A 22649-nucleotide genomic window follows, 5' to 3' on the forward strand; every position below is an offset into this window, starting at 1 on the left:
AGCAATATGAACAATCAGTTATCAGAAAACGGAAATCCCAAGTTATATATGTTACTGTTGGGCTCAAAAGCGCCTAAAAGAAATGTGGAGCAACACGACTATTTCTTCGGCATTGCCACCTCATTAAAAGAATTGGTGCCAGAAATAAAAGCATTTTGGCCTGAGGCTGGCAATAGTATTCATATAGACGGCTGGCGTGAGGTAAACCAGGTTGACGGTTTTCGAATTGAAGTTAAACCTCGAACGGCTAAAAATTCATCCACTCCGCATAAACTATTTTTTATCAACCTCGGTGGTTATCAATCCGGAAAGTTAGAAGAACAACATTATATCGTTCTTGGCGTACAAGATGATCGGGCCTCGGCCATTCAAGACGCAAAAAAAACTGTTTTTTTCAAGACTAATTCGGTTAAAGGCGCTAACTCCCATATTGATGAAAAATATGGTATCGACATTGATGACATTTACCGGGTTGAGGATATTTTAAGTCCGCAGCATAAAGAAAAATACCATATTGAGATTATACCAGACGCTACCCTTCCTGATGATGAGATCCATTTAGGCTATTTTAAACTGGATAAGATCTAGAAATACGTACTCCTTAAATATCTATGCTAAACCTTTCTAAGTAAAACATGTTATTAGTTTACAACAAAAACCAATAATATGAAAAAGTTAGTTTATTTGATGGCCGTATCCGTTTCGGCCTTAGCATTTCAAGCATGTGGCGGTGGAAATAAAGACGCCAAAGAAACAGCTGATAGCTTAAACATGAGTAAAGATACGACAAGCAACGCGGCTGCAACTGGTGGCATATCAGTTGACAATGAAGATGCAAAATTTGCAACACAGGCAGCAGTAGGCGGAATGGCAGAAGTTGAATTGGGCAAACTTGCCCTACAAAAAAGCAGCAATGCACAAGTAAAAGAGTTTGCTACCATGATGGTAAATGATCATGGAAAAGCCAATACCGAATTAATGGAAATCGCGGCTGCTAAAAATATCACTTTACCATCTACTGTTGATGATGACCACAAAAAGAAAATGGACGATTTGAGTAAAAAGTCAGGATCTGATTTTGATAAAGCTTATGTTGATGCCATGGTTGATGGACATAAATCGACTTTAAAATTGATGGAAGATGAATCGAAAGATGGCGCTGATGCAGAACTTAAAGCTTTTGCTACCAAAACGGCTCCGGTAGTACAAACGCATTTAACCATGATCAATAAAATTAAAGATGGAATGAAATAAATTTCCATTCCAATAAAAAAATCGAGGCAAATGCCTCGATTTTTTTATGCGCTTAGTTTTTTCATTACCTGTTCTGATGCTGCTTCGCAAAAGTCAATCCCCGAATAATCAGGATTATAGCCACCTATGTAAGGAACAGCCAAGATATAAACACGTTCACTGGCAGTACCATCTTTATCCACTACCTGAAAATAATCGTTAATGGTTATCCCTGGGACACGGAGAGAGAAATGCCCACTCTCAGTTTTCTCCACTAATTTATTTCCTTTTTTGTAAGCTTCATTTCCTTTCTTTATATCCTTAAAGTTCAATTTTGCAGGGCTAACAATACCCGCATCAATTAAACCCTGAAAAGGAAAATCTTCAAACGATAAATGAGGCTGCCCTACACAATCGACAAACATTTTATAATTCTCGGCAATCCGTTTGCCATTTTCGTCTTCGTAATAGTAAGTAGCACCTCCTTTAGCATTTGGCTCTACCCTGCTATCTTCGCCTACAGATACAATATCGAGCACCCCGGCATCGTGAAGCGCCATTAAATCTCGACAAGAACTTTGAGGAACAAATGCAATTACAATTGAAATGAGTGGCATTAATACTTTTTGAAGCCTTTGCATATCTTCAGCAGGAAGATATTTTGCAGGGTAATTCATGGCAAAGCTCAAAACTGCCAAAACTTCTTTCCAATAAATTGATTCTCTTTTTTCGATCGATTTTTCTGCTTCCGCATATTCTTTCTTGAACAAATCGAATGGCGGCAATTTCTCCCGATAATCCATCATGGCCTCTACGAATGTTTCAAGATCCAAATCTTTTATCCGTTCGTAAAACTTCGGCTCTTTCTTTTTAAATTGTCGTTTGAAGTTTTGGTCAAAAACAAAATCCAGAGAAATAAAACCTCCATTTTTCTTGATATGATCTCGTACCTGCTTTTTAGTGAGCGTATTATCTTTTCCCAAATGGCTATCCTCCAAATGAAAGCGAATGGCTGGTAAAAGGCCATTTCTAGAGTGCATGATAATTTTAAATTTACTGCTATCAGCATCTAATTTGAAAAAATATGTTCCGTCATCATTCTGTGTAAACGTGCCATTGCTACGAGCAAGTGTTCGTATCGCGTCAACCGCGGTAAGAGATGATCCTTTAAGTGCGATAGGGTGGTTATAACGTAAAGCCAACTTTTTTGGTGGGTATGGCGAATCGAAATAATCCGGAATTTTCCCTTCATGTTTTTTGGGCCAATTGTGGCCGGTACAAATTATAATTTCATCAAAAATTCCATCCTCTTTTCCATCTACTTTTACCGTAACTTTTTTTGTGCCTTTATCATCCAGAACATCAGTTATTGTGGTGTTTAAATGAATTTTTGTAACAATTGATTTCTTTACTGCTTGTTTGATCAGCAGATCGAATTGTGCAGAAAGGTATTCTCCAAAAAATAATCGAGGCAAAACCTTGTATTCATTAAATTTTTCAGAATCGATGTCGAACTTTTTTAAAATACTTTTTGGGGCAATTTTAACCCAATCTTCAATAGAATTAAAAATAATGGGTATTTCATTATCAGATACATTTGTAATATGTTCTACTTCTGCACCTTCACTACTGTAAGGCATACCGGAGCCAAGATGTGCTTTCCGTTCAAAAATTTCTATCTCCAGATTTTTTAGTTCAGACTCAATAAGTCTCTTATACATAAAAAGGCCACTGGGGCCTCCACCAAGTATAGCAATTCTTTTTTTAGTAGTTTTTAGGCTCATTTAATGATGTAAAAAGGCGATATAAATAAAACGTTTCTTCTAATTATAAAGAAACCTTTCTTACAATCAATAAAAGCGAAAATTGTTTTGATGCTATGTTAAAAACCAGCTCGCTTAGCGCATCACCTTTGACGGTTTTCTCGATGTAAAACCTCATTAATTGCAGTCTGAAGTTTAGAAAACATCACCGGCTTCACTAGAAACTTGTCTCCATTAGCTCCAAAGGCCTCTAAGCGTATTGATCGTAGAAGGTTACAAAAAATATAAACCTCACTTTATCGCGAAGCACCTTGGCAACATCCAGCCCACTGATATCCATTTTTATATCTAAAAATAAAAAGTCGATCTTATCTTCAACTTTAATGTTGATAATAGCTTGAATTGGTTCGGTATAAGTTTCGGCTACATGCAGTCCTGGTATTTGATCTAGGAAGTTGGCAAGAACATCTATGATGAGTTGATCATCATCAACGATTACACATTTATATAAAGTAGTTTTTGAGTAGTCCATTTAGATTTTTTTACGATAGGAGGCAAACCATAAGCCAAATATTGCGTTACAACCTATAGTTTTTTGGCTACATCATTTTTTTCAATCCTTTATTATCAAAAACCTTCTTGATTAATTAGTGTTATAAAAAGAGATAATGAGCTATGGAACGATTAGAAAGATTTCTGTCGGCGCAGGAAAACGACCATGAACTAGCGCTTTCAGAAATAAAAAAAGGAAAGAAAACCAGCCATTGGATGTGGTATATATTTCCTCAGATTATGGGACTAGGCCACAGTGAAACCTCTAAATTTTATGCGCTACGCGATCTAAAGGAAGCGCAAGATTTTTTTGAGCATCCATTATTAGGAAAAAGACTAATAGAAATTACAGCGGAAGTGATCAAACATAAAAACAAAACTGCCCATGAAATTTTTGGATCTCCTGACGATTTGAAATTTCACTCATCGATGACATTATTTTCTATGATACCTGGAAGCGATGCATTATTTAATACCGCATTGCAGACTTTTTTCAACGGCAGGCCAGATGTAAAAACAATTGAAATTTGCACACAATAATTTGGATAGATTAAAACCAATGTGCTAATTTGCTGTTTCAATTATAATTCATTCATGTTTGAGCGCATGTTTGGGTTTAGATATGGGATAGGCTTAATGCCTATCCTTTTTTGTTCAGTCTACGACAAATAAAATATTGGACCCTCTGCAGACTTCAATTTCTATACATTTTCACTATATAAAACTGATGCAAGATTAGCCATACTCGCTAGTAGATATTTGAGACTGGCCTTTAAGTTATCAACATTTATTTCGTTTTGTGTAAAATTATTTTTTTCAACCAAACTAACATTTCACTAAATTGTTTTCCATAAACAAGAGACAAAAAAAGTCCTGTGAGCGGGTGATCCGCGGAGGGCAGGCACACCATAAAAAGGTAAATCCTTTAAAAAACAAGATAGCCACTTATTTCAAGATGAGTGGCTATTCGTATTTCTACTGATTTAAGTCGTTTAGCCTATATACTTCAATGTTTAATAGTTGATTATCAAAAGCGTAAAAATTATTTTGAAATCGTTTATTAAATTCATCCTTCAATTATATTATATAGATGGCACCCAACAAAACGACCAAAAAAACAATTTAAGTGACTGGCTTTTTAAATACAATAGAAAACAACTTAACAAAGCAAGACAGTATTTCACTCTGCACTATTATGAATGAAACAAGCGGTTACGAAGCAAAAATGTGGGGCACGGCAATTATTGGTTTTGGGAGCTACCATTATAAATACGATAGCGGAAGAGCAGGAGACGCACCTTTGGTTGGTTTCTCTCCCGGTAAAAATGAAATTTCCTTATACCTTTCTTCTGATTTTACTGATAAAGAAGATCTGCTTTCGAAACTTGGAAAACATAAAGCGGCCAAATCCTGCGTTTATGTAAAAAACTGGAAGATATTAATATAGAAGTATTAAAACTAGTTATAAAAAACTCCATAACTGCTATCCAAAATCAGTATTCGTCGTTAACGAAATAAACATAGTTGTAAATAAGAAGTTACGCGTAGTAAAATTAAATTTTCCAATATTTGAACTTGTCATATTTCAACTAAAACCAAGGAAATGATTAAAAAACTACGATTTTATTTTTTACTAACAGGATTGTGCATTTCAGTCCATGCAAATTCGCAAGATGCTATTAGTTATCAAACACCCCCAAAAGAAATAGCCGATTTATTACTGGCAAAACCTACTCCGGGTGTAAGTATAGATGGTAAAGCCGAGTGGATATTATTTAGCGAACGCAATTCTTATCCTTCTGTTGAAGAGTTGGCGATGCCAGAATATCGTATTGCGGGATTAAGGCTAAACCCCAACAACTATTCGCTAAGCAGACAGAATTATATAAACAATTTCAGTGTGAAGAACATCAAGTCAAACCAAACTTTTCAGGTTACCGGCTTGCCAAGTCCGCTATATGCAGGCAACATAAGCTGGAATCCGGCGGAGAATAAAATCGCTTTTACAAACACTACACAGAAAGGTGTTGATTTATACATGATTGATATGGCGACAAAAAAAGCCATGAAAATTAACAAAGCATTTTTAAACGTCGTTTTAGGAAGTGGATTAACTTGGTTAAATGATAATACCATTGTTTATCGCACGGTTACTAAACCAGCAAGCGCAGCACCAACAAAACCATTGATGCCAAAAGGCCCAACCATCCAACAAAACTTAGGAAAGGCTGCTCCAAGTGCTACCTACCAGGATTTGATTAAATCTCCTTTTGATGAGCAACTGTTCGAATTCTTTGCGACTTCGCAGCTGGTTAAAAATACTGCTGGGGTAGAAACACCTATTGGTAAACCAGCCATTTATCAACGCGTAAATATTTCTCCAGATAAAAACTACATGATGGTAGAAACCATTCGCAAACCTTTCTCTTACCTGGTTTCGGCTTTTGGCTTTCCATCAACAGTAACCATTACCGATTTGACAGGAAAACCGGTAAAAGTTATTGCCGAATTACCATCATCAGAAGGAACGCCATCAGGTTACGACAACACACAAAATGTAGCTCGCGGCTTTGATTGGAGAGATGATGAGCCTGCAACAATCGTTTGGGCAAAACCGCTTGACAGCGGCTTAATTAAAAAAAATGTACCGTTTCATGATGCAGTTTATGCTTTAAGTGCACCATTTACCGGAACAGAAAAAGAATTGTTTAAAACGCAAACTCGTTTCCGTGGTGTACAGTGGGGTGATGCAAACCTGGCCTTAATTATGGAAGGCTTGAGAAGCAAACAAACTTCGAAAGTGAGTAGATACAACCCAGCAACAGGGGTTGTTGAAGAATTATATAGCCGCAACCAAACCGATGCTTACGGAAATCCAGGTTCGCCTGTTATGGTAAAAAATAAGTATGGTCGCCAGGTGATTAAAACTGTTGATAACGGCACAAAATTATTGATGAACAATCCTGTAGGCTCATCAGAAAAAGGTGATTTACCTTTCTTAGCTAAATTTGATTTATCGACCAAAAAGAATGAAATCATTTGGCGCAGCGCAGAAGGAACTTTCGAATATGTGAGTGACGTAATTAATCCTGATAAATTGGTTTTACTTACCCGTAAGGAAAGTCAGAAATTGGTCCCTAATTATTTTATAAAAAATTTAATGCTTCGGATAGCAGATCAGCCGATCACTGATTTTGCAAACCCATATCCTTCGTTAGATGGCATCATCAAAGAAAAAATATCTTACAAACGTGCCGATGGTGTAGATTTAACTGGCGATTTATATTTACCAAAAGGTTATAACAAAGATAAAGACGGACCTTTACCAACATTGATTTGGGCTTACCCACGTGAGTTTAATTCTGCAGCAGATGCAGCTCAAATCCGAGGTTCCAAAGATAAATTTACCGCCATTAGTTGGGGTTCACCAATTTATTGGGTAACTCGTGGATATGCCATTTTAGATAATGCAGAAATGCCAATCGTAGCAAAAGATGGTAAAAAGCCTAACGATACTTTTATAGAACAGTTAAAGTTAAATGCAGACGCTGCAATAAAAAAGCTATCTGATTTAGGTGTTGGAGATAAAAAACGGATGGCTGTAGGCGGCCATAGTTATGGCGCGTTTATGACCGCTAATTTATTAGCCCACACCGATCTTTTTGCAGCAGGAATTGCCCGCAGTGGTGCTTACAACCGAACTTTGACGCCATTTGGCTTCCAAAATGAGGAACGCACATACTGGCAGGCACCACAATTGTATTATGAGATGAGTCCTTTTAGTTATGCAAACAAGATAAAAACACCGCTTCTATTAATTCACGGTGATTCTGATGATAACCCAGGAACATTCCCAATTAACAGTGAGCGTTTGTTCAATGCAATAAAAGGTGCAGGCGGAACTACACGTTTTGTATTCTTGCCTTATGAAGCGCATGGATACCGTGGTAAAGAAAATATCCTACACACCCTTTGGGAAGAAGATCAGTGGTTAGAAAAATATGTTAAAGGCAAAAAATAATTTCGCTTTATCGTTATCACCAAAAGCTCCGAAATTTCTCGGAGCTTTTTTTATGTCTAGCGAATAATGAATCATTTTTATTTCAAAAATTCTGTCATTTAGGCTTACATTTATCTCATCAAAATTGAACATTACAACTACTTATTTGTTTAAATGCCATGGACTATATCGATTACTATAAAATCCTTGATTTAAAAAAAAATGCCTCAACTGATGATATCAAAAAAGCATATCGAAAGTTAGCCAGAAAACATCATCCTGATTTAAATCCAAATAATGAAGAAGCCAACAAAAAATTTCAGCAGATAAATGAGGCCAATGAAGTTTTAAGTGATCCTGATAAGCGAAAAAAATACGATAAGTATGGAAAAGATTGGCAGCACGCTGATCAGCTAGATGCAAAGGAACAACAGCGCCGGCAATATCAGTCTCCAAGTGGTGGCTACGATGGTGGTAGCAGTTACTCTGGCGGTTTTGGCGGAGAAGACTTCTCTGATTTTTTCTCGTCGATGTTTGGCGGCGGTGGCGGTCGCAGCAGTCGAAATTCTCCATTTAAAGGGCAAGATTATAATGCCGATTTACAGCTTAATTTGGTAGATGCTTACACTACTCACAAGCAAACCTTAGCGGTTAACGGCAAACAAGTCCGTATCAATATTCCAGCTGGAGTAGAAAATGGACAAAAAATTAAATTGGCAGGATATGGAGCGCCAGGCGTAAATAATGGTCCTCCCGGAGATTTATACATCAAATTTAATATCAGCGATCATCCCCGATTTAAAAGAAAGGGCAATGATGTTTACATACAGGAAGAGGTAGATTTATACACTGCAATTTTAGGAGGAGAAAAAATTGTTGAAACCCTTAATGGAAAGGTGAAATTAAAAATACCCGAAGGTACCCAACCAGATACCACCTTACGTTTAAAAGGAAAAGGTTTCCCTATCTACAAAAAAGAAGATCAATTCGGTGATTTATATGTAAAGTGGCAGGTTAAGTTACCGACCAATCTTAATGCTGAACAAAAAGAATTATTCGAAAAACTTTCCAAAAGCTAACCAATATGGAAAACAATCTGATATCAATTGAGGATGTTTGTGTACATCATCAGATACAAATAAATTTTATTCAGTCTTTAGAAGACTTTGGTTTGATTCACACTACAGTAATCAAAAAAAGCATTTGGCTGGATAGTGATGAACTTTCAAAGCTAGAAAAATACCTGCGCTTGAGCCACGATTTAGACATCAACCTGGAAGGATTGCATGCTGTTGCTCATTTATTAACTCAGTTAAACGATATGCAGGAAGAGATTCTATCTCTCAGAAACGAACTAAATTATTTTAAGCAAATCAATTAAATAGCAAAGACAATCGTTTGTGCAAAAATTTGCCGTAAAAGCAGTGGCCAAAACGCATTCTTTTTAAGATTAGTTTCTTAAATTGGCAATCTAATTTTTGAAAAATGAGTGATTTGTCTTCCAAGTTCATCGAAAAAATAAAATTATCTTACGCACCAACTGGCTCTTACATTTATTTAGGGGCAGGAATGTTAGATGGGCAAGTTTACGGAGATGCAGAAGTAAACCTGTCTTTAAAGATGATGAATAGACATGGGCTCATTGCTGGTGCAACCGGTACCGGAAAAACAAGGACACTGCAATTACTTGCCGAGCAACTGTCAGATGCGGGTGTCCCAGTTTTCATGTTGGATGTAAAGGGTGACTTATCGGGATTGAACCAGGCGGGAACCATCAATCCAAAAATTGAAGAACGATCTCAACAGCTGAATAAAGTTTTTTCTCCTTCGGGATTTCCGTTAGAAATATATTCTTTGTCTGGCAAAATGGGTGCTCAAATGAGGGCTACCGTTTTGGAGTTTGGGCCTACCCTTTTATCAAAGGTGTTGGATTTAAATGATACGCAGTCGGGCGTAATGGCAGTAATTTTTAAATATGCTGACGACAATAAAATGCCGATTATCGATTTAAATGATTTGAAAAAGCTGGTTTCTTATCTATCGGAAGGTGCTGGTGCAGCAGAAATTAAGGAAAGTTACGGCAGCATTTCTACCTCAACATCTGGCACCATTCTTCGGAAAATTGTGGCCATTGAGCAGCAGGGTTTAGGCGGAATGTTTGGAGAAAAATCATTTGATATCCAGGATTTATTTGAACGTGTAGATGGAAAAGGAATAATTAGTCTGTTAAATATTTCAGATGTTCAAAACCAACCCGTTTTATACTCCACATTTTTATTGAGTTTATTAGCAGAGTTATTTAATACAATGCCTGAGGTTGGCGATTTAGATAAACCAAAACTCGTGTTCTTTTTCGATGAAGCCCATTTATTATTTAAGAATTCATCGAAGGCTTTTTTAGAGCAAATCGAAACCATAATCAGATTAATCAGATCAAAAGGAATTGGTGTTTTCTTTTGTACACAAGCGCCAACAGATGTACCTGAAAGTGTTTTAGGACAGTTAGGCAACCGAGTGCAACATGCTTTGAGAGCATTTACACCAAACGATGTTGATGCACTTAAGAAAACGGTAAACACTTATCCAAAATCTGAATTTTATGAAATTGATAAGGTATTAACTTCTCTTGGTACTGGCCAGGCATTGATTACGGTACTGAATGAAAAAGGAATCCCTACAGAAGTTTCGGCAACCATGCTTACCCCACCCCGGGCATTGATGGGTCCGTTGACTACGGCAGATTTCGATAAAGTGATTCAATCAAGTCAGATGTATGCGAAGTACAAAGACGCGATTGACCCGGAAAGTGCTTATGATATTTTAACCAAACGAATTAACGAACAAACTGCCGCGGCAGAACAAGAGAAACAAGAGGTTGAGACAAAAAAACAAGAGGAAGCCGAAAATAAACCAAAGCCTGGCGAAAAAAGTATTGTTGAACAGGTAATGGGCGCTACAATTACACGCCAAATTGGTAAAGAAATTGTAAGAGGAATTTTCGGTATGCTAACAGGAAAAAAAACAAGGAGTAAAAGCGGTGGCTTCTTTGGTTTTTAAGATAAATTTAATGCAATAGCACAAAACACCTATATAATAATTAACGCTCAAAAGAGTATTTTCGCGATGTAATGTTCTCTAGCTACTGATATCAATTGTAGCGAAATAGATTGATTAGATCATAAAAAAAGATAAAGAATGAAACCTACCTTATTAATACTGGCAGCTGGAATGGCAAGCCGTTATGGAAGTATGAAACAAATTGATGGCTTTGGTCCGAATGGCGAAACCATTATCGATTATTCAATCTACGATGCTATTAACGCTGGCTTTGGTAAAGTTGTATTTATCATTAAAGAAGAATTTGTAGAAAATTTCAAAGCTATTTTTGAACCTAAACTCCAAGGAAAAATTGAAACAGACTATGTTTTTCAAAACTTCGATTTAAAGCAATTTGGTATCGAGGAAGAAATTTACAGAGAAAAGCCTTGGGGAACAGCACATGCTATTTTATCTGGCAGAGAAGCGGTTAAAGAGCCGTTTTGCGTAATTAACGCTGATGATTATTATGGTTTTGATGCTTTCAAAAAAATGGCTGACTTTTTAAATACCGAAGCTACAGATAGCAATTTCTCAATCATTGGCTATGAAATAGGAAAAACACTTTCTGAGTTTGGAGCCGTATCAAGAGGGGTTTGTAAAGTAGATGAATCGGGCAACTTAACCGAAATTGTGGAACGTACAAAAGTTTATCCTAAAGATGGAAAAATTTTCTATGAGGAAGATGGAGAAGAATTTCCATTAGATTTTAGCACACCAGTTTCGATGAACTTCTGGGGCTTTACTCCTGCTGTTTTCAAAATTACTGAAGAATTATTTGTTGAGTTTGCAAAGGCAAATAAAGATAAACCTAAAGCAGAATTTTTTATTCCTTTGATTGGCGAAAACCTGGTTAAAAGTAATACCGCAACTTTTAAAGTAGTACCAACTTCTAACAAATGGTTTGGTGTAACCTATAAGGAAGATAAACCCTTTGTTCAGGATTCGATTGATCAATTGGTTAAAAACGGAACATATCCGACTAAATTATGGAGCTAGATTTAGACTCCGAAGTTTTAAGCGCATACGGATATACCAAAGAAAATATTCAAATAACACAAATAGGTACGGGTTTAATTAACCGTACTTATTTGCTTTCGCCCCTATTGGAAGACAAAAAGTATATTCTTCAGAACATTAACACTTCTGTTTTTAAAAATCCACAAGCAATTGCCAATAATCTCAAAGCAATAGCTGATTATTTATCAAAAAATTACAAAAATTATCTATTTATTAAACCTATTTCTACCTTAAACGGCGAAGAAATGGCTTTGATTCAGAACGAATATTGGAGGATGCTGCCATTCGTTTCTGATACAGTTTCGCTGGACGTGTTAAGTGATCCAAAACAAGCTTATGAAGCAGCAAAACAATTTGGAAAATTAAGCAGGTTATTAAATAATTTCAATACCACTTCACTAAAGCATACCATACCAGGCTTTCATGATTTGGGCTTGCGTTATGAGCAATTTATGCTGGCTTTAAAGCAAACTAGCAAACAACTTAAAGGCTTGGCGAAGCTAGAAATTGACAATGCACTTGATCACCGCTATATTCTTAAGTATTACAATTCATATACTCATCGTGCCGATTTTCCTGATCGTGTAATGCACCACGATACTAAAATCACGAACGTACTTCTAAACGCCGAAACTTATATCGGCGTCTGCGTAATCGACCTCGATACCATTATGCCTGGGAAATTCATTTCCGACTTAGGCGATATGATGCGTACTTATCTTTGTGCTTATTCGGAAAATGAAACTGATCTAAGCAGAATCAAAATTAGGCTCCCTTATTTTGAAGCTATGGTTAAGGGTTATTTATCAGAAATGAAAACCATCCTTACTGAGACTGAGAAAGAACTCATTTTATTTTCAGGAAAGTACATTATATACATGCAAGCCCTCAGATTTTTGACCGACTACCTCAATGGAAACGTATATTATCCTATCTCATACCCTACACAAAACTTAGATAGAACAAAAAATCAATTTAAGCTATTAAGCGAATTATCGCTAAACGAGAAAGAGTTACAAGATATTATTGAAGAAAATTTAGTTTAGGCTGCAAGCAAACCATCCATTGTACACCCGAAAACAGCGAAAATACTTTTTAATTCAGCAACGCTGAATAAACTGTCAATGCTGAGGCACAAAGCATGACAGAAGTTTAAAAAGATTGCAGCGAATGGCGGGATTACAACTTCCGAAAAGCACCCAGCCGTTCATTTTCAAATTCACTTAAACCATATAATACATTCCAGCAACATATAAGCTCAAAGTCTTATATTTCCTTGCATTCTCCTTATATGGTGAATCCTTAAAATGAAAAAAGCGCTTCTGAACTTAATCAGAAACGCTTTAATTTTATACTCCCAAGACTTTCGACTCAGGACTGAAGACTCAAAGACTTATTTCTCTTCTTTTACTTCTTCGAAATCAACATCAGTAACGTTATCACCGCCACCTTGAGGCTGACCATCAGCTTGTGGTTGCTCACCACCTTGAGGCTGACCGCCATCTTTGTACATTTCTTCAGAAGCTACGTTCCATGCTGCTTGCAATTCAGCAGAAGCTGCATCGATATCTGCGAAGTTACGAGATAAGTGTGCTGCTTTTAATTTCTCTAAACCAGCTTCGATTGGCGCTTTTTTATCAGCAGATAATTTATCACCAAACTCTTTCAATTGTTTCTCAGTAGAGAAGATTAAAGCATCAGCACCGTTGATTTTATCAGCTTCTTCTTTTTGCTTAGCATCATCTGCTGCATTAGCTTCAGCTTCTTCTTTCATTTTTTTGATCTCAGCATCAGTTAAACCTGAAGATGCTTCGATACGGATTTTTTGCTCTTTACCAGTAGCTTTATCTTTTGCACTTACGTGTAAAATACCGTTCGCATCAATATCAAAGGATACTTCTACTTGAGGCACACCACGAGGTGCTGGTGGAATTCCATCTAAAATGAAACGACCAATTGTACGGTTTTGACCAGCCATTGGGCGCTCACCTTGTAAAATGTGGATTTCTACTGAAGGCTGGTTATCAGCTGCCGTTGAGAAAGTCTCCGATTTTTTAGTTGGGATGGTTGTGTTCGACTCGATTAATTTAGTCATTACACCACCCATAGTTTCGATACCTAATGATAAAGGTGTAACGTCTAATAACAATACATCTTTTACATCACCAGTTAATACACCACCTTGAATAGCGGCACCGATTGCTACAACCTCATCAGGGTTAACACCTTTACTTGGCTCTTTACCGAAGAAAGCTTTAACAGCATCCTGAATTGCAGGAATACGAGTTGAACCACCTACTAAGATAATTTCATCAATATCGCTTGTGCTTAAACCAGCATTTTTCAAAGCAGATTTACAAGGCTCGATAGTACGTTTGATTAAGCTATCAGCTAATTGCTCAAATTTAGCACGAGATAATGTACGTACTAAGTGTTTAGGGCCGCTAGCATCAGCAGTAATATATGGCAAGTTAATTTCAGTAGAAGTAGTGCTTGATAATTCAATTTTAGCTTTCTCAGCAGCTTCTTTTAAACGTTGTAATGCCATTGGATCTTTCGCAAGGTCCATGCTGTTTTCTGATTTAAACTCTTCAGTTAACCAATCTATAATGATGTGGTCAAAGTCATCACCACCTAAGTGTGTATCACCATCAGTAGATTTTACTTCGAAAACGCCATCACCTAATTCTAAAACAGAAACGTCATGTGTACCACCACCGCAATCGAACACAACAATTTTCATGTCTTTGTGTGCTTTATCTAAACCATAAGCTAAAGCAGCTGCAGTTGGCTCGTTAATAATACGTTTTACAGTTAAACCTGCAATTTCGCCTGCTTCTTTCGTAGCCTGACGTTGTGCATCATTAAAGTAAGCTGGTACAGTAATAACTGCTTCAGTAACTTCCTGACCCAAGAAATCTTCAGCAGTTTTTTTCATTTTTTGTAGAATCATCGCAGAAATCTCCTGTGGAGTATATTTTCTGTCGTCGATTTCTACACGAGGTGTGTTGTTATCACCTTTAACAACTTTATAAGGTACACGTCCAGCTTCTTTCGCACTTTCGTCGTAGCTGTTACCCATAAAGCGTTTAATCGAATATATCGTTTTTGTTGGGTTGGTTATAGCCTGACGTTTAGCAGGCTCGCCAACTTTACGCTCACCGTTTTCTGCAAAAGCAACAATAGACGGTGTAGTACGTTTACCCTCACTGTTCGCGATAACTACAGGCTCATTGCCCTCCATTACGCTCACGCAAGAGTTTGTTGTTCCTAAGTCTATTCCAATAATTTTTCCCATTGTATTTTTGTTTTCTCTTTTTAAAGTATTATAATTTCTACAGCTATTAAACAATGCTTGTGCCAATTGGGTTTTGGCAGAAATTATTGCTAAAAGACTGATAAAATGTAAAAAATGATGTCTTTTATTACTGACAGCATGACAGAAAGAAGACTAAAGGTTAAAGTTGAAAGACTCAAGTGAAAGGCAATTAAATAATTTGAAAATGAACAGTAGTAGTCCTTCGGAAGCACCTCCCCCCGTGCCAAAGGCACTCCTTTGGAGCTGGACGTTTCAATCTTTTATTTGTAGAGTTAACAACTTTATTTCTAATCCGCTATTAAAGTTCTCAACTATCAAAACAAATAAAAGTATTTTCACTCCTATCGGGTTTATGTACAAAGATTCTTGCTTGTAGCACACTTCCCCGTACCACAAACTTTCAAAGTAGCGAGGACTGGCATCAGAAGATTTGAAAGTCAACACCAATAAATCTTTGTTGCAGTTTCATTTCATAAACCAATGAAACAAGAAATCCTACGAGTGTTGCATAAATTTTCAATTACAACAAACATTCACACGGCTTAGGATTACGCCTAAAGATTTGTTGAGGATTTACGACAAAGCTTCGCAAGCTTTGATTATTCATTAGTGTCTATTTTTTTAACGGTATTCATGAGCTCGCAGAAACCTCCCGATGAAAATCAGCATAAGCTATACTAATTATCAAATCAAAATCCGTTGGTTGAAACCAACGCCAATGAAGATAAATAACCCAAATTTATTGTACCTTCAATTACCAAATCAAATTATCATGCAATTAGCAGCACAAATCATCATTGGCCTGGTGGCCGCCATTCACATTTATATTCTATGGTTGGAAATGTTCGCCTGGACAACCAAAGCCCCAAAAGTTTTCAAAAGCATCCCTGAAGAATTATTCCCAAAAACAAAAACCTTGGCAGCAAACCAAGGCTTATACAACGGCTTTTTGGCGGCTGGTTTAATTTGGTCGCTCTGCATTACCGATCATCACTGGAGACTATATGTTGCTATATTCTTCTTAACCTGTGTAATCATTGCAGGCATTTATGGCGCCACAACAGCGAGTAAGAAAATTCTTTATGTACAATCTATCCCAGCATTGGTAGCTATGATTCTATTGCATTTGAGATAATTTAATAACAACAACAATATCTAACCATATAAGATATTTAAGTTCCATTTAAGTGCTCGCCTTATATTTTCTCACATTTCTTATATATGGTCTTTTTTTTGAACAAACTCTTGAATAAAAAGTTCGTTGAAACGGCCGTCAATTGGGAGGCACTAAGCAATCTTGCTACTACGGGTTTCAATAGCGAATGCATTACTATTGCTTCGTGCCTTGCAATGACGAAGTCGGTAAATCCTATAGATTTAAAAGTCGTTCCAAATGATGATAACCAATTCCGAAATACTCTTTACTCGCCTTTATTTTTTGTAAAATCACTTCTTGCTCTTCACTGATCTGACTTCCGACTGAAGACTTCGGACTTTTTTTTATCCCAACAACCAGTACATTCTTAGGCGTGTGTGCATCAGAAATAAATTCGAAAACTTTAGTTTTATAACCGAAGTATTCCAAAATTAAAGCACGAATACCATCGGTCACCATTTCAGCCTGACGTTCTAAGAAGATGCCGTATTTAGTTAAAAATGAAACATCGTTTTTCACTTTATTTTGTTCAATTTCTCTTCTGATTTGTTTATGGCAACATGGTGCAACAACAATTAATTCTGCATTGGCTTTGATGCCTTTATATATCGCATCATCCGTGGCGGTATCACAAGCATGGAGTGCAATGAGTAAATTCACAGTTTCAGCGTTGTAATCTTCAATGGTTCCCTGAGCAAATTTAAGCCGATCGAAAGCAGATTTCTTGGCAACTGAATTACACAAATCAACCATATCCTGGCGATACTCCACCCCTACAACTTCAGAATTTAACTTTAAAACTGAATGCAAATAATCATACAAGGCAAAAGTTAAATAACCTTTACCCGAGCCCATATCAGCAACTTTTTTAATGGTTCCCTCAGGTAGTTCCTTAATTAACGAACTTAAAATTTCAACGTAATGGTTAATCTGACGGAACTTGTCCTGTGCATTTTTAAAAACCTTTCCATCAGTATCAGTAATCTTTAGTTCTGTAAAATAAGGTTTTGACTCCGATTTTATCAATCTCGATTTCTCTTTATCATGATTCTCTGTCGGAACTTCTTTAGTTGAAGGTTTTGTTTCTCTCAAAACAATTTTACCATTATTCAACTCTTCAAGAATTAAGTCTCTCTCGGTGGTAAAAAGCGTTCCGATTTTAAAACCAGTTATCAGGTATTCAGAAATTAAATTAATACCTTCATTCAAATTGAGATTCTTCACCACATCACGGGTTTTGTACCGAAATGTGAAAGCCAATTTACTTTCTCGTTTAATCAAAACCTGGCGAACCAGAATTTGCTTTAGCGCCTCTTCATTTCCTTTGTAATTACCCAGGGAAACTTTCACAAAGTTTTTAGAAGATAAGCTTAAATCTAAAGCGGAAGTAAATTGTTCAATCTGTTCTGAAAATATCATCTATAATTAATAAACCCCAAAGATAATTCATTTTATTTGGAGATTAACGAGATCCAAATAATGTAACAATGAAGCGACTATTTTAGCTTACTACTTCGTTAAATGATTAAGTATGATATCAAATATCCGTCTCTAATCAAATGAAGCAAAACATTTTCCTAATACGATTTAGTTTATACTAAAATGAAGTTTAATGACAAATCATCTAAATTCAATAATTGCTTTTTTTTCCTAAAAATTAGCTTTAGATTAGGATATCATTTAATTCTAACCAAAACAAATGAGTGAATTTCAAATAAAAAAATCGCCAACAGTGTATGATGCTATTATTGTAGGATCTGGAGCTGGTGGTGGGATGGCGGCATACGTTTTAGCCAATGCTGGACAAAAAGTTTTAATGCTTGAGGCGGGGCAATATTTCGATCCTAGGATAGATGCCCATCAACTTAAGTGGCCTTGGGAATCTCCACGAAGAGGAGCAAGTACGGTCCGTCCATTTGGCGATTTTGATGCCTCATATGGCGGCTGGGAATTAGAAGGGGAACCCTACACTACCAAAGATAAAACGGAATTTGAATGGTTCAGATCTCGAATGCTTGGCGGCAGAACCAATCACTGGGGAAGAATATCGCTCAGAATGGGTCCTCTGGATTTTCAGGCAAAAGATGGTTTAACAGATGATTGGCCAATTACCTACGATGATGTGAAACCGTTTTACGATAAAGTTGATCGTTTGATTGGCATTTATGGTACTAAAGAAGGATTGCCAAATGAGCCCGATGGAATCTTCTTGAAACCACCAAAGCCAAGGTTAACAGAACTTTTTATCAAAAAAGGAGCTGATAAAGCAGGCGTTAAAGTGATTGCTGGTCGTGGATCGGTATTAACAGAACCATTACCCAATAACAGCGACAGGGCACCTTGTTTTTATTGTGGCCAATGTGGAAGAAGCTGTAAGGTTTACGGTGATTTCTCTTCTTCTTCTTGTTTGGTTATCCCGGCTGTAAAAACTGGAAATTTAACGGTCATTACTGATGCAATGGTTCGTGAGGTGATTACTGATAAAGATGGATCGGCGAAAGGTGTTTCTTATGTAAACAGAAAAGATTTACAAGAATATCAGGTAAATGGAAAAATGGTCATTCTCGGTGCCAGTGCCTGCGAATCTGCCCGTATTTTATTGAATTCGAAATCTCCGTCACATCCTAATGGCTTGGCAAACAGCAGTGGCATTGTGGGTAAGTATTTACATGATTCTACCGGAGTAAGTGTTTCAGGTTTCCTCCCACAGTTAATGGATAGAAAACGTTACAATGAGGATGGTTTGGGAAGTGTACACATCTATTCGCCATGGTGGCTGGATAATAAAAAACTCAATTTTCCTCGGGGATATCACATCGAGTATTGGGGCGGCATGGGTATGCCAGCTTACGGTTTTGGTGGTGGCGTAACGCAAATGAATGGCATGGTTCCAGGTAGGGATGGAAAAATGAAAGATGCAGGTGGCTACGGAAAATCATTAAAAGATGATTACCGTCGTTTTTATGGCACCACCGTCGGTATGGCAGGCCGCGGAACTGCCATTGCCCGGGAAGATAACTATTGCGAAATTGATCCAAATGCGGTTGACAAATTCGGAATTCCTGTTCTCAGGTTTCACTATAAATGGGCTAAAGAAGAAATTCTACAGGCTAAACACATGCAGGATACTTTCCTCCACATGATGAAAGAAATGGGTGGCGTGGTTACGTCAGAAATCCAGGGACCAGAAACCAACTATGGTTTATTACCTCCTGGAAAAATCATTCACGAAGTGGGTACTATCCGCATGGGCGATGACCCGAAAAAATCAGCACTGAACAAGTATTGCCAGGCACACGACTGCAAAAATCTTTTTGTTGTTGATGCAGGTCCATTTGTACAACAAGGTGATAAAAACGCAACCTGGACTATCCTTGCGCTCTCCATGCGCACGGCAGAATACATTTTAGCACAAAAGAAAAAACAAAACATTTAAAGAATTACAACATGAACAGACGTGATTCCCTAAAAGCAATTGGCTTAACAGCAGTAAGTAGTGCAGTGTTATTAGAAGCCTGCAAGCAACCCGAAAACACCAACGACAAACCTATTCCAGAAGAAACCAAAGCAGAGGCTGGACGTGAACAGTGGGAAATAGACCGGGATAAAGAACTAAAAGCGGAAACTTATTTCAGTAAACATGAAATGGCAACCATAACCGTTCTAGCAGATATTATTATTCCTAAAGATGATGTCTCTGGAAGTGCCTCTGATGCCAAAGTACCAGAGTTTATTGAATTTATTGTAAAAGATATCCCCGAACATAAAGTGCCTATGCGTGGTGGCTTAAAATGGTTGGACGTTTATTGCTTCAATAAATTTAGCAGATCTTTTGTAGATGCTTCTCCAGACCAGCAAATTTCAATTATTGATGAAATTGCTTATCCAAAAAAGGCGAAACCTGAAGTTCGGGCAGGCGTTACTTTTTTTAGCCGAATGAGAAGCTTAACCGCTTCTGGTTTCTATACTACAGAAATCGGCATAAAAGATATTGGTTATGCAGGAAACGCACCAAACCAGTGGACTGGTGTACCAGCTGATGTATTGAAGCAATATGGAATGGAAAATGTAAAAGTTTAATTCTTCTCTTAAGTGGAGCCAGAAAACCAATTCTGGCTTCTTTAATTTAATACGCTAATAACCTCAATCAAAAAATGAAAAAATTAACCCTGTTATCTTTCCTTGTGTGCATAACTTACAGTGTATTTGCACAGAATAATCCTAGCCAACACGCCAACTATTTTAATGATTTCCAACGCACAAAAGATACAAATCCTGATTCAGCGATTTACTTTCTCACCAATTTGGCTATGCTTGAATCAAATGCAACTGATGATTTGTTGCACAACAGTTTTGCTCAAAGTTTTATGCTCGGATCAAGGGAAGAGTTATTGAAAGATCCCGAATTCCTTGCTCACCTCAAAAAATCCAACATTACTTTAGATTCTGCCCGACGTAAGTTTGCTGAACAGCAATCTAATGCTTACATCATTCTCGACAAAACAAAAAACAGTGTAAATAAGCAGATCAAGGAAAATATCTATCCTATTTGGAAATGGGTTGAAGCCATGAAAAATAAAGACAATGCCATCGAACTACAAAAAATAGGTAACGAATATCTATCCTACCTAAATGAAGATTCTGATTTTTACAGTCAAAGGAAAGCTAGATACGGTTTGATGATTTCGGGTATAATGAATAAGAGTGATCAGCTGAAGCCTCTGGCGGTTAAATTACAAGATTTGATTTACGATAATCTAAACCAATATATCAGTGCTCACTCTACACAAAACGAGCTGTCGCGAGAAGAGAAAATGGACCGAGCATGGTATAGATACATGTTTGCCGCCATAAATTTTATTTCTGCAGGCAACTCGATAGAGAACGCCGATCAAAATAAGTTCTTAAAATTGGCATCTGAATTCAGCCCTGATGCGATAGACAACACCGTTAAATATGCCTATTTTTACGATATGTTTTTTCTTTTTAACAAAGAGAAATATTCTTTCGAAGAAGACTATTTAGCTACGATAGCAAGCGATGACGACAAGCTTAAAATGGTTATGGCCATGTCTATGAAAGATCCAAAATATAAAGCAAGTGCCAAGGCCTTATACAAAGAACCTGGCAAGTTTGGTGAATATTGGTTAACTGAATTTAATAAATACGGCAAAATCGCTCCCTTAATATCCTTGGCGAAATTGGATGGAAGTATATATCAGATGGTAAACAACAGTAATCGATGGACATTGGTAGACTTTTGGGGTACTTGGTGTTCGCCATGTAGGAAAGAGCATCCCGATTTGCAAAGCACTTACCAAAAAACTCAAGATGGCAAATTGCCGAACCTAAATATTATCACTATTGCAAGTAATGACAACGAACAGGCTGTTAGGGCTTACATGAAAGAGTTTAGTTATACCTTTCCGGTTGCTATGTCATATAATCAAATAGAAAGTGCGTACAAAGTCGCTTCATGGCCATCGAAATTTTTGGTTAGTCCGCAAGGAAAATATGTGGTAATCCCCTTTGGTGTAGATTGGCAAAAATATATAGCTGATTATATTAATTGATCATGGTCTACCTTTTTTAGAGAAAAGTTGAGAGTCTATTACCTCCCTTTTATAGGCTTTAAATCTTTTCTCTAATTTTTTCTTCCCGTCTTTAATATCCATTGGTGATACTAATATGGTAAAATCAAAAACCAATATTTCGCCTTTCTTACACTTCACTAATCCTGTAGAGAAATCAGTAAGCATTGAACTTCCCTTAATATTAATTTGCAATACATCTTTATCTTCATTTCTCCAGCCAATTCTAACATGTAGACTATCTGCATTTTTATACTGATCAAAACTTAGAAATAGCGCCGCATTATCATTTCCGATTAAAACTTCTGGCTTAACTTTATCGACCATTTTCCAGCTCCATTTTACAGTATCTGGTCTTATATTTCCGCCGTTTCCAAATCCCACTAAGTACTTTGAGGCATTTTTTTCAAATGGAATATGGAAGTTAATATTTGAAAAGCTAATATCATTTAAAGCTTTCAGTTCTACATGAAACTTAGCAATGCTATTTGCATTCATTAGCCCCTGTACATGCTGCAACATATTGGTAGAAGAGCTTGTAGCATCCCAGGAGATGGAATTTGCACTTTCGGATAATATGTTAAATGAGCCCGCAACTAGCTTCTCCTGTATTTTAGAAGATGTAAACAGATGAAAATGTATGGGCTCATAAAGCAGATTGGTAGATTTATCACCGAAAGCTTTTAAATCAGAATCATAGTAGGATTGGATTTGCTTTGGAAAACCATCAGCATTAATTTCTAATTTTCTACCGGAAATAGATATTACTTTATCAGCAACAGAAAACACTTTCTGCTGAGCGATACTTGAAAAGCTCAAAAAAAGTAGAATAACGAAGAATGACCTGCTCATTTTAGGGATTAAATTAAAATCCAATATAAACAAAAAAGTCCTGCTCTTTCGAACAGGACCTTTTAAA

Annotated in this window: 19 protein-coding genes; 14 read left to right on the plus strand and 5 right to left on the minus strand. The window is 36.9% G+C overall.

Translation table 11 applies throughout. The features are described from left to right. Positions 1-6: 6 nt before the first annotated feature. Entirely contained in the window at positions 7-588 is a 582-nt protein-coding gene (locus OQZ33_RS10625; protein ID WP_265799032.1) for a DUF1543 domain-containing protein, read from the plus strand. 78 nt (positions 589-666) lie between these two features. Next, positions 667-1254, plus strand: a complete 588-nt coding sequence (locus OQZ33_RS10630; protein ID WP_056848555.1) for a DUF4142 domain-containing protein — start codon at positions 667-669, stop codon at positions 1252-1254. A 44-nt stretch (positions 1255-1298) separates the two neighbouring features. Here the strand turns inward: OQZ33_RS10630 and OQZ33_RS10635 are convergent, their stop codons facing one another. Together OQZ33_RS10635 and OQZ33_RS10640 are read right to left on the minus strand one after the other, a co-directional pair. Beyond that, complete coding sequence (locus tag OQZ33_RS10635) at positions 1299-3017, minus strand: FAD/NAD(P)-binding protein (protein WP_265799033.1); 1719 nt, start codon at positions 3015-3017, stop codon at positions 1299-1301. A gap of 229 nt (positions 3018-3246) precedes the next feature. Beyond that, a complete protein-coding gene (locus OQZ33_RS10640) occupies positions 3247-3528 on the minus strand; it encodes a LytR/AlgR family response regulator transcription factor (RefSeq protein WP_265799034.1) in 282 nt (93 codons plus the stop codon). 143 nt (positions 3529-3671) lie between these two features. On the opposite strand from OQZ33_RS10640, the gene OQZ33_RS10645 reads away from it, so the two are divergent. The 8 genes from OQZ33_RS10645 to OQZ33_RS10680 all read left to right on the plus strand — a co-directional run bounded on the left by OQZ33_RS10645 (position 3672) and on the right by OQZ33_RS10680 (position 12710). Then, positions 3672-4088, plus strand: coding sequence for a DUF1810 domain-containing protein (locus OQZ33_RS10645; protein ID WP_265799035.1), 417 nt, complete (start codon positions 3672-3674; stop codon positions 4086-4088). Between the two features lie 586 nt (positions 4089-4674). Further along, complete coding sequence (locus OQZ33_RS10650; protein WP_265799036.1) at positions 4675-4995, plus strand: DUF1801 domain-containing protein; 321 nt, start codon at positions 4675-4677, stop codon at positions 4993-4995. A gap of 156 nt (positions 4996-5151) precedes the next feature. Next, positions 5152-7569 carry an alpha/beta hydrolase family protein gene (locus tag OQZ33_RS10655; RefSeq protein ID WP_265799037.1) on the plus strand — a complete coding sequence of 806 codons (2418 nt, stop codon included), beginning with the start codon at positions 5152-5154 and terminating at the stop codon, positions 7567-7569. A gap of 158 nt (positions 7570-7727) precedes the next feature. After that, on the plus strand, positions 7728-8627 hold the full coding sequence (locus OQZ33_RS10660) for a J domain-containing protein (RefSeq protein ID WP_265799038.1): 900 nt from the start codon (positions 7728-7730) through the stop codon (positions 8625-8627). A gap of 5 nt (positions 8628-8632) precedes the next feature. Continuing rightward, positions 8633-8929 carry a chaperone modulator CbpM gene (locus tag OQZ33_RS10665; RefSeq protein ID WP_265799039.1) on the plus strand — a complete coding sequence of 99 codons (297 nt, stop codon included), beginning with the start codon at positions 8633-8635 and terminating at the stop codon, positions 8927-8929. Positions 8930-9033: 104 nt separating this feature from the next. Next, positions 9034-10605, plus strand: coding sequence for a helicase HerA-like domain-containing protein (locus OQZ33_RS10670; RefSeq protein ID WP_265799040.1), 1572 nt, complete (start codon positions 9034-9036; stop codon positions 10603-10605). A 138-nt stretch (positions 10606-10743) separates the two neighbouring features. Beyond that, on the plus strand, positions 10744-11643 hold the full coding sequence (locus tag OQZ33_RS10675) for a nucleotidyltransferase family protein (RefSeq protein WP_056848545.1): 900 nt from the start codon (positions 10744-10746) through the stop codon (positions 11641-11643). After that, the gene (locus tag OQZ33_RS10680) at positions 11634-12710 is read left to right on the plus strand and encodes a phosphotransferase enzyme family protein (protein WP_265799041.1); all 1077 of its coding nucleotides are present in this window, start codon (positions 11634-11636) and stop codon (positions 12708-12710) included. The genes OQZ33_RS10675 and OQZ33_RS10680 overlap by 10 nt, the downstream gene beginning before the upstream one ends. Positions 12711-13057: 347 nt before the next feature. Here OQZ33_RS10680 and dnaK read toward each other — a convergent pair whose 3' ends face one another. Next, positions 13058-14962 carry a molecular chaperone DnaK gene (dnaK, locus tag OQZ33_RS10685; protein WP_056848543.1) on the minus strand — a complete coding sequence of 635 codons (1905 nt, stop codon included), beginning with the start codon at positions 14960-14962 and terminating at the stop codon, positions 13058-13060. A 739-nt stretch (positions 14963-15701) separates the two neighbouring features. Here dnaK and OQZ33_RS10690 point away from each other — a divergent pair. Next, positions 15702-16118, plus strand: coding sequence for a DUF1304 domain-containing protein (locus tag OQZ33_RS10690; RefSeq protein WP_265799042.1), 417 nt, complete (start codon positions 15702-15704; stop codon positions 16116-16118). Between the two features lie 234 nt (positions 16119-16352). On the opposite strand, the gene OQZ33_RS10695 is transcribed toward OQZ33_RS10690, so the two are convergent. Continuing rightward, positions 16353-17558: a class I SAM-dependent methyltransferase gene (locus OQZ33_RS10695; RefSeq protein ID WP_265799043.1), complete on the minus strand. Its 1206-nt coding sequence runs from the start codon at positions 17556-17558 to the stop codon at positions 16353-16355. 280 nt (positions 17559-17838) lie between these two features. Between OQZ33_RS10695 and OQZ33_RS10700 the strand changes: the two genes are divergently transcribed. The 3 genes from OQZ33_RS10700 to OQZ33_RS10710 all read left to right on the plus strand — a co-directional run bounded on the left by OQZ33_RS10700 (position 17839) and on the right by OQZ33_RS10710 (position 21712). After that, positions 17839-19575 carry a GMC oxidoreductase gene (locus tag OQZ33_RS10700; protein WP_265799044.1) on the plus strand — a complete coding sequence of 579 codons (1737 nt, stop codon included), beginning with the start codon at positions 17839-17841 and terminating at the stop codon, positions 19573-19575. An 11-nt stretch (positions 19576-19586) separates the two neighbouring features. Next, positions 19587-20219 carry a gluconate 2-dehydrogenase subunit 3 family protein gene (locus OQZ33_RS10705; RefSeq protein WP_265799045.1) on the plus strand — a complete coding sequence of 211 codons (633 nt, stop codon included), beginning with the start codon at positions 19587-19589 and terminating at the stop codon, positions 20217-20219. Between the two features lie 74 nt (positions 20220-20293). Further along, positions 20294-21712: a TlpA family protein disulfide reductase gene (locus OQZ33_RS10710; RefSeq protein ID WP_265799046.1), complete on the plus strand. Its 1419-nt coding sequence runs from the start codon at positions 20294-20296 to the stop codon at positions 21710-21712. On the opposite strand, the gene OQZ33_RS10715 is transcribed toward OQZ33_RS10710, so the two are convergent. Continuing rightward, on the minus strand, positions 21713-22582 hold the full coding sequence (locus OQZ33_RS10715; protein WP_265799047.1) for a glycoside hydrolase domain-containing protein: 870 nt from the start codon (positions 22580-22582) through the stop codon (positions 21713-21715). Positions 22583-22649 lie beyond the last annotated feature (67 nt).

It is taken from the genome of Pedobacter sp. MC2016-05 (assembly GCF_026239735.1).
Taxonomy (GTDB): Bacteria; Bacteroidota; Bacteroidia; order Sphingobacteriales; family Sphingobacteriaceae; genus Pedobacter.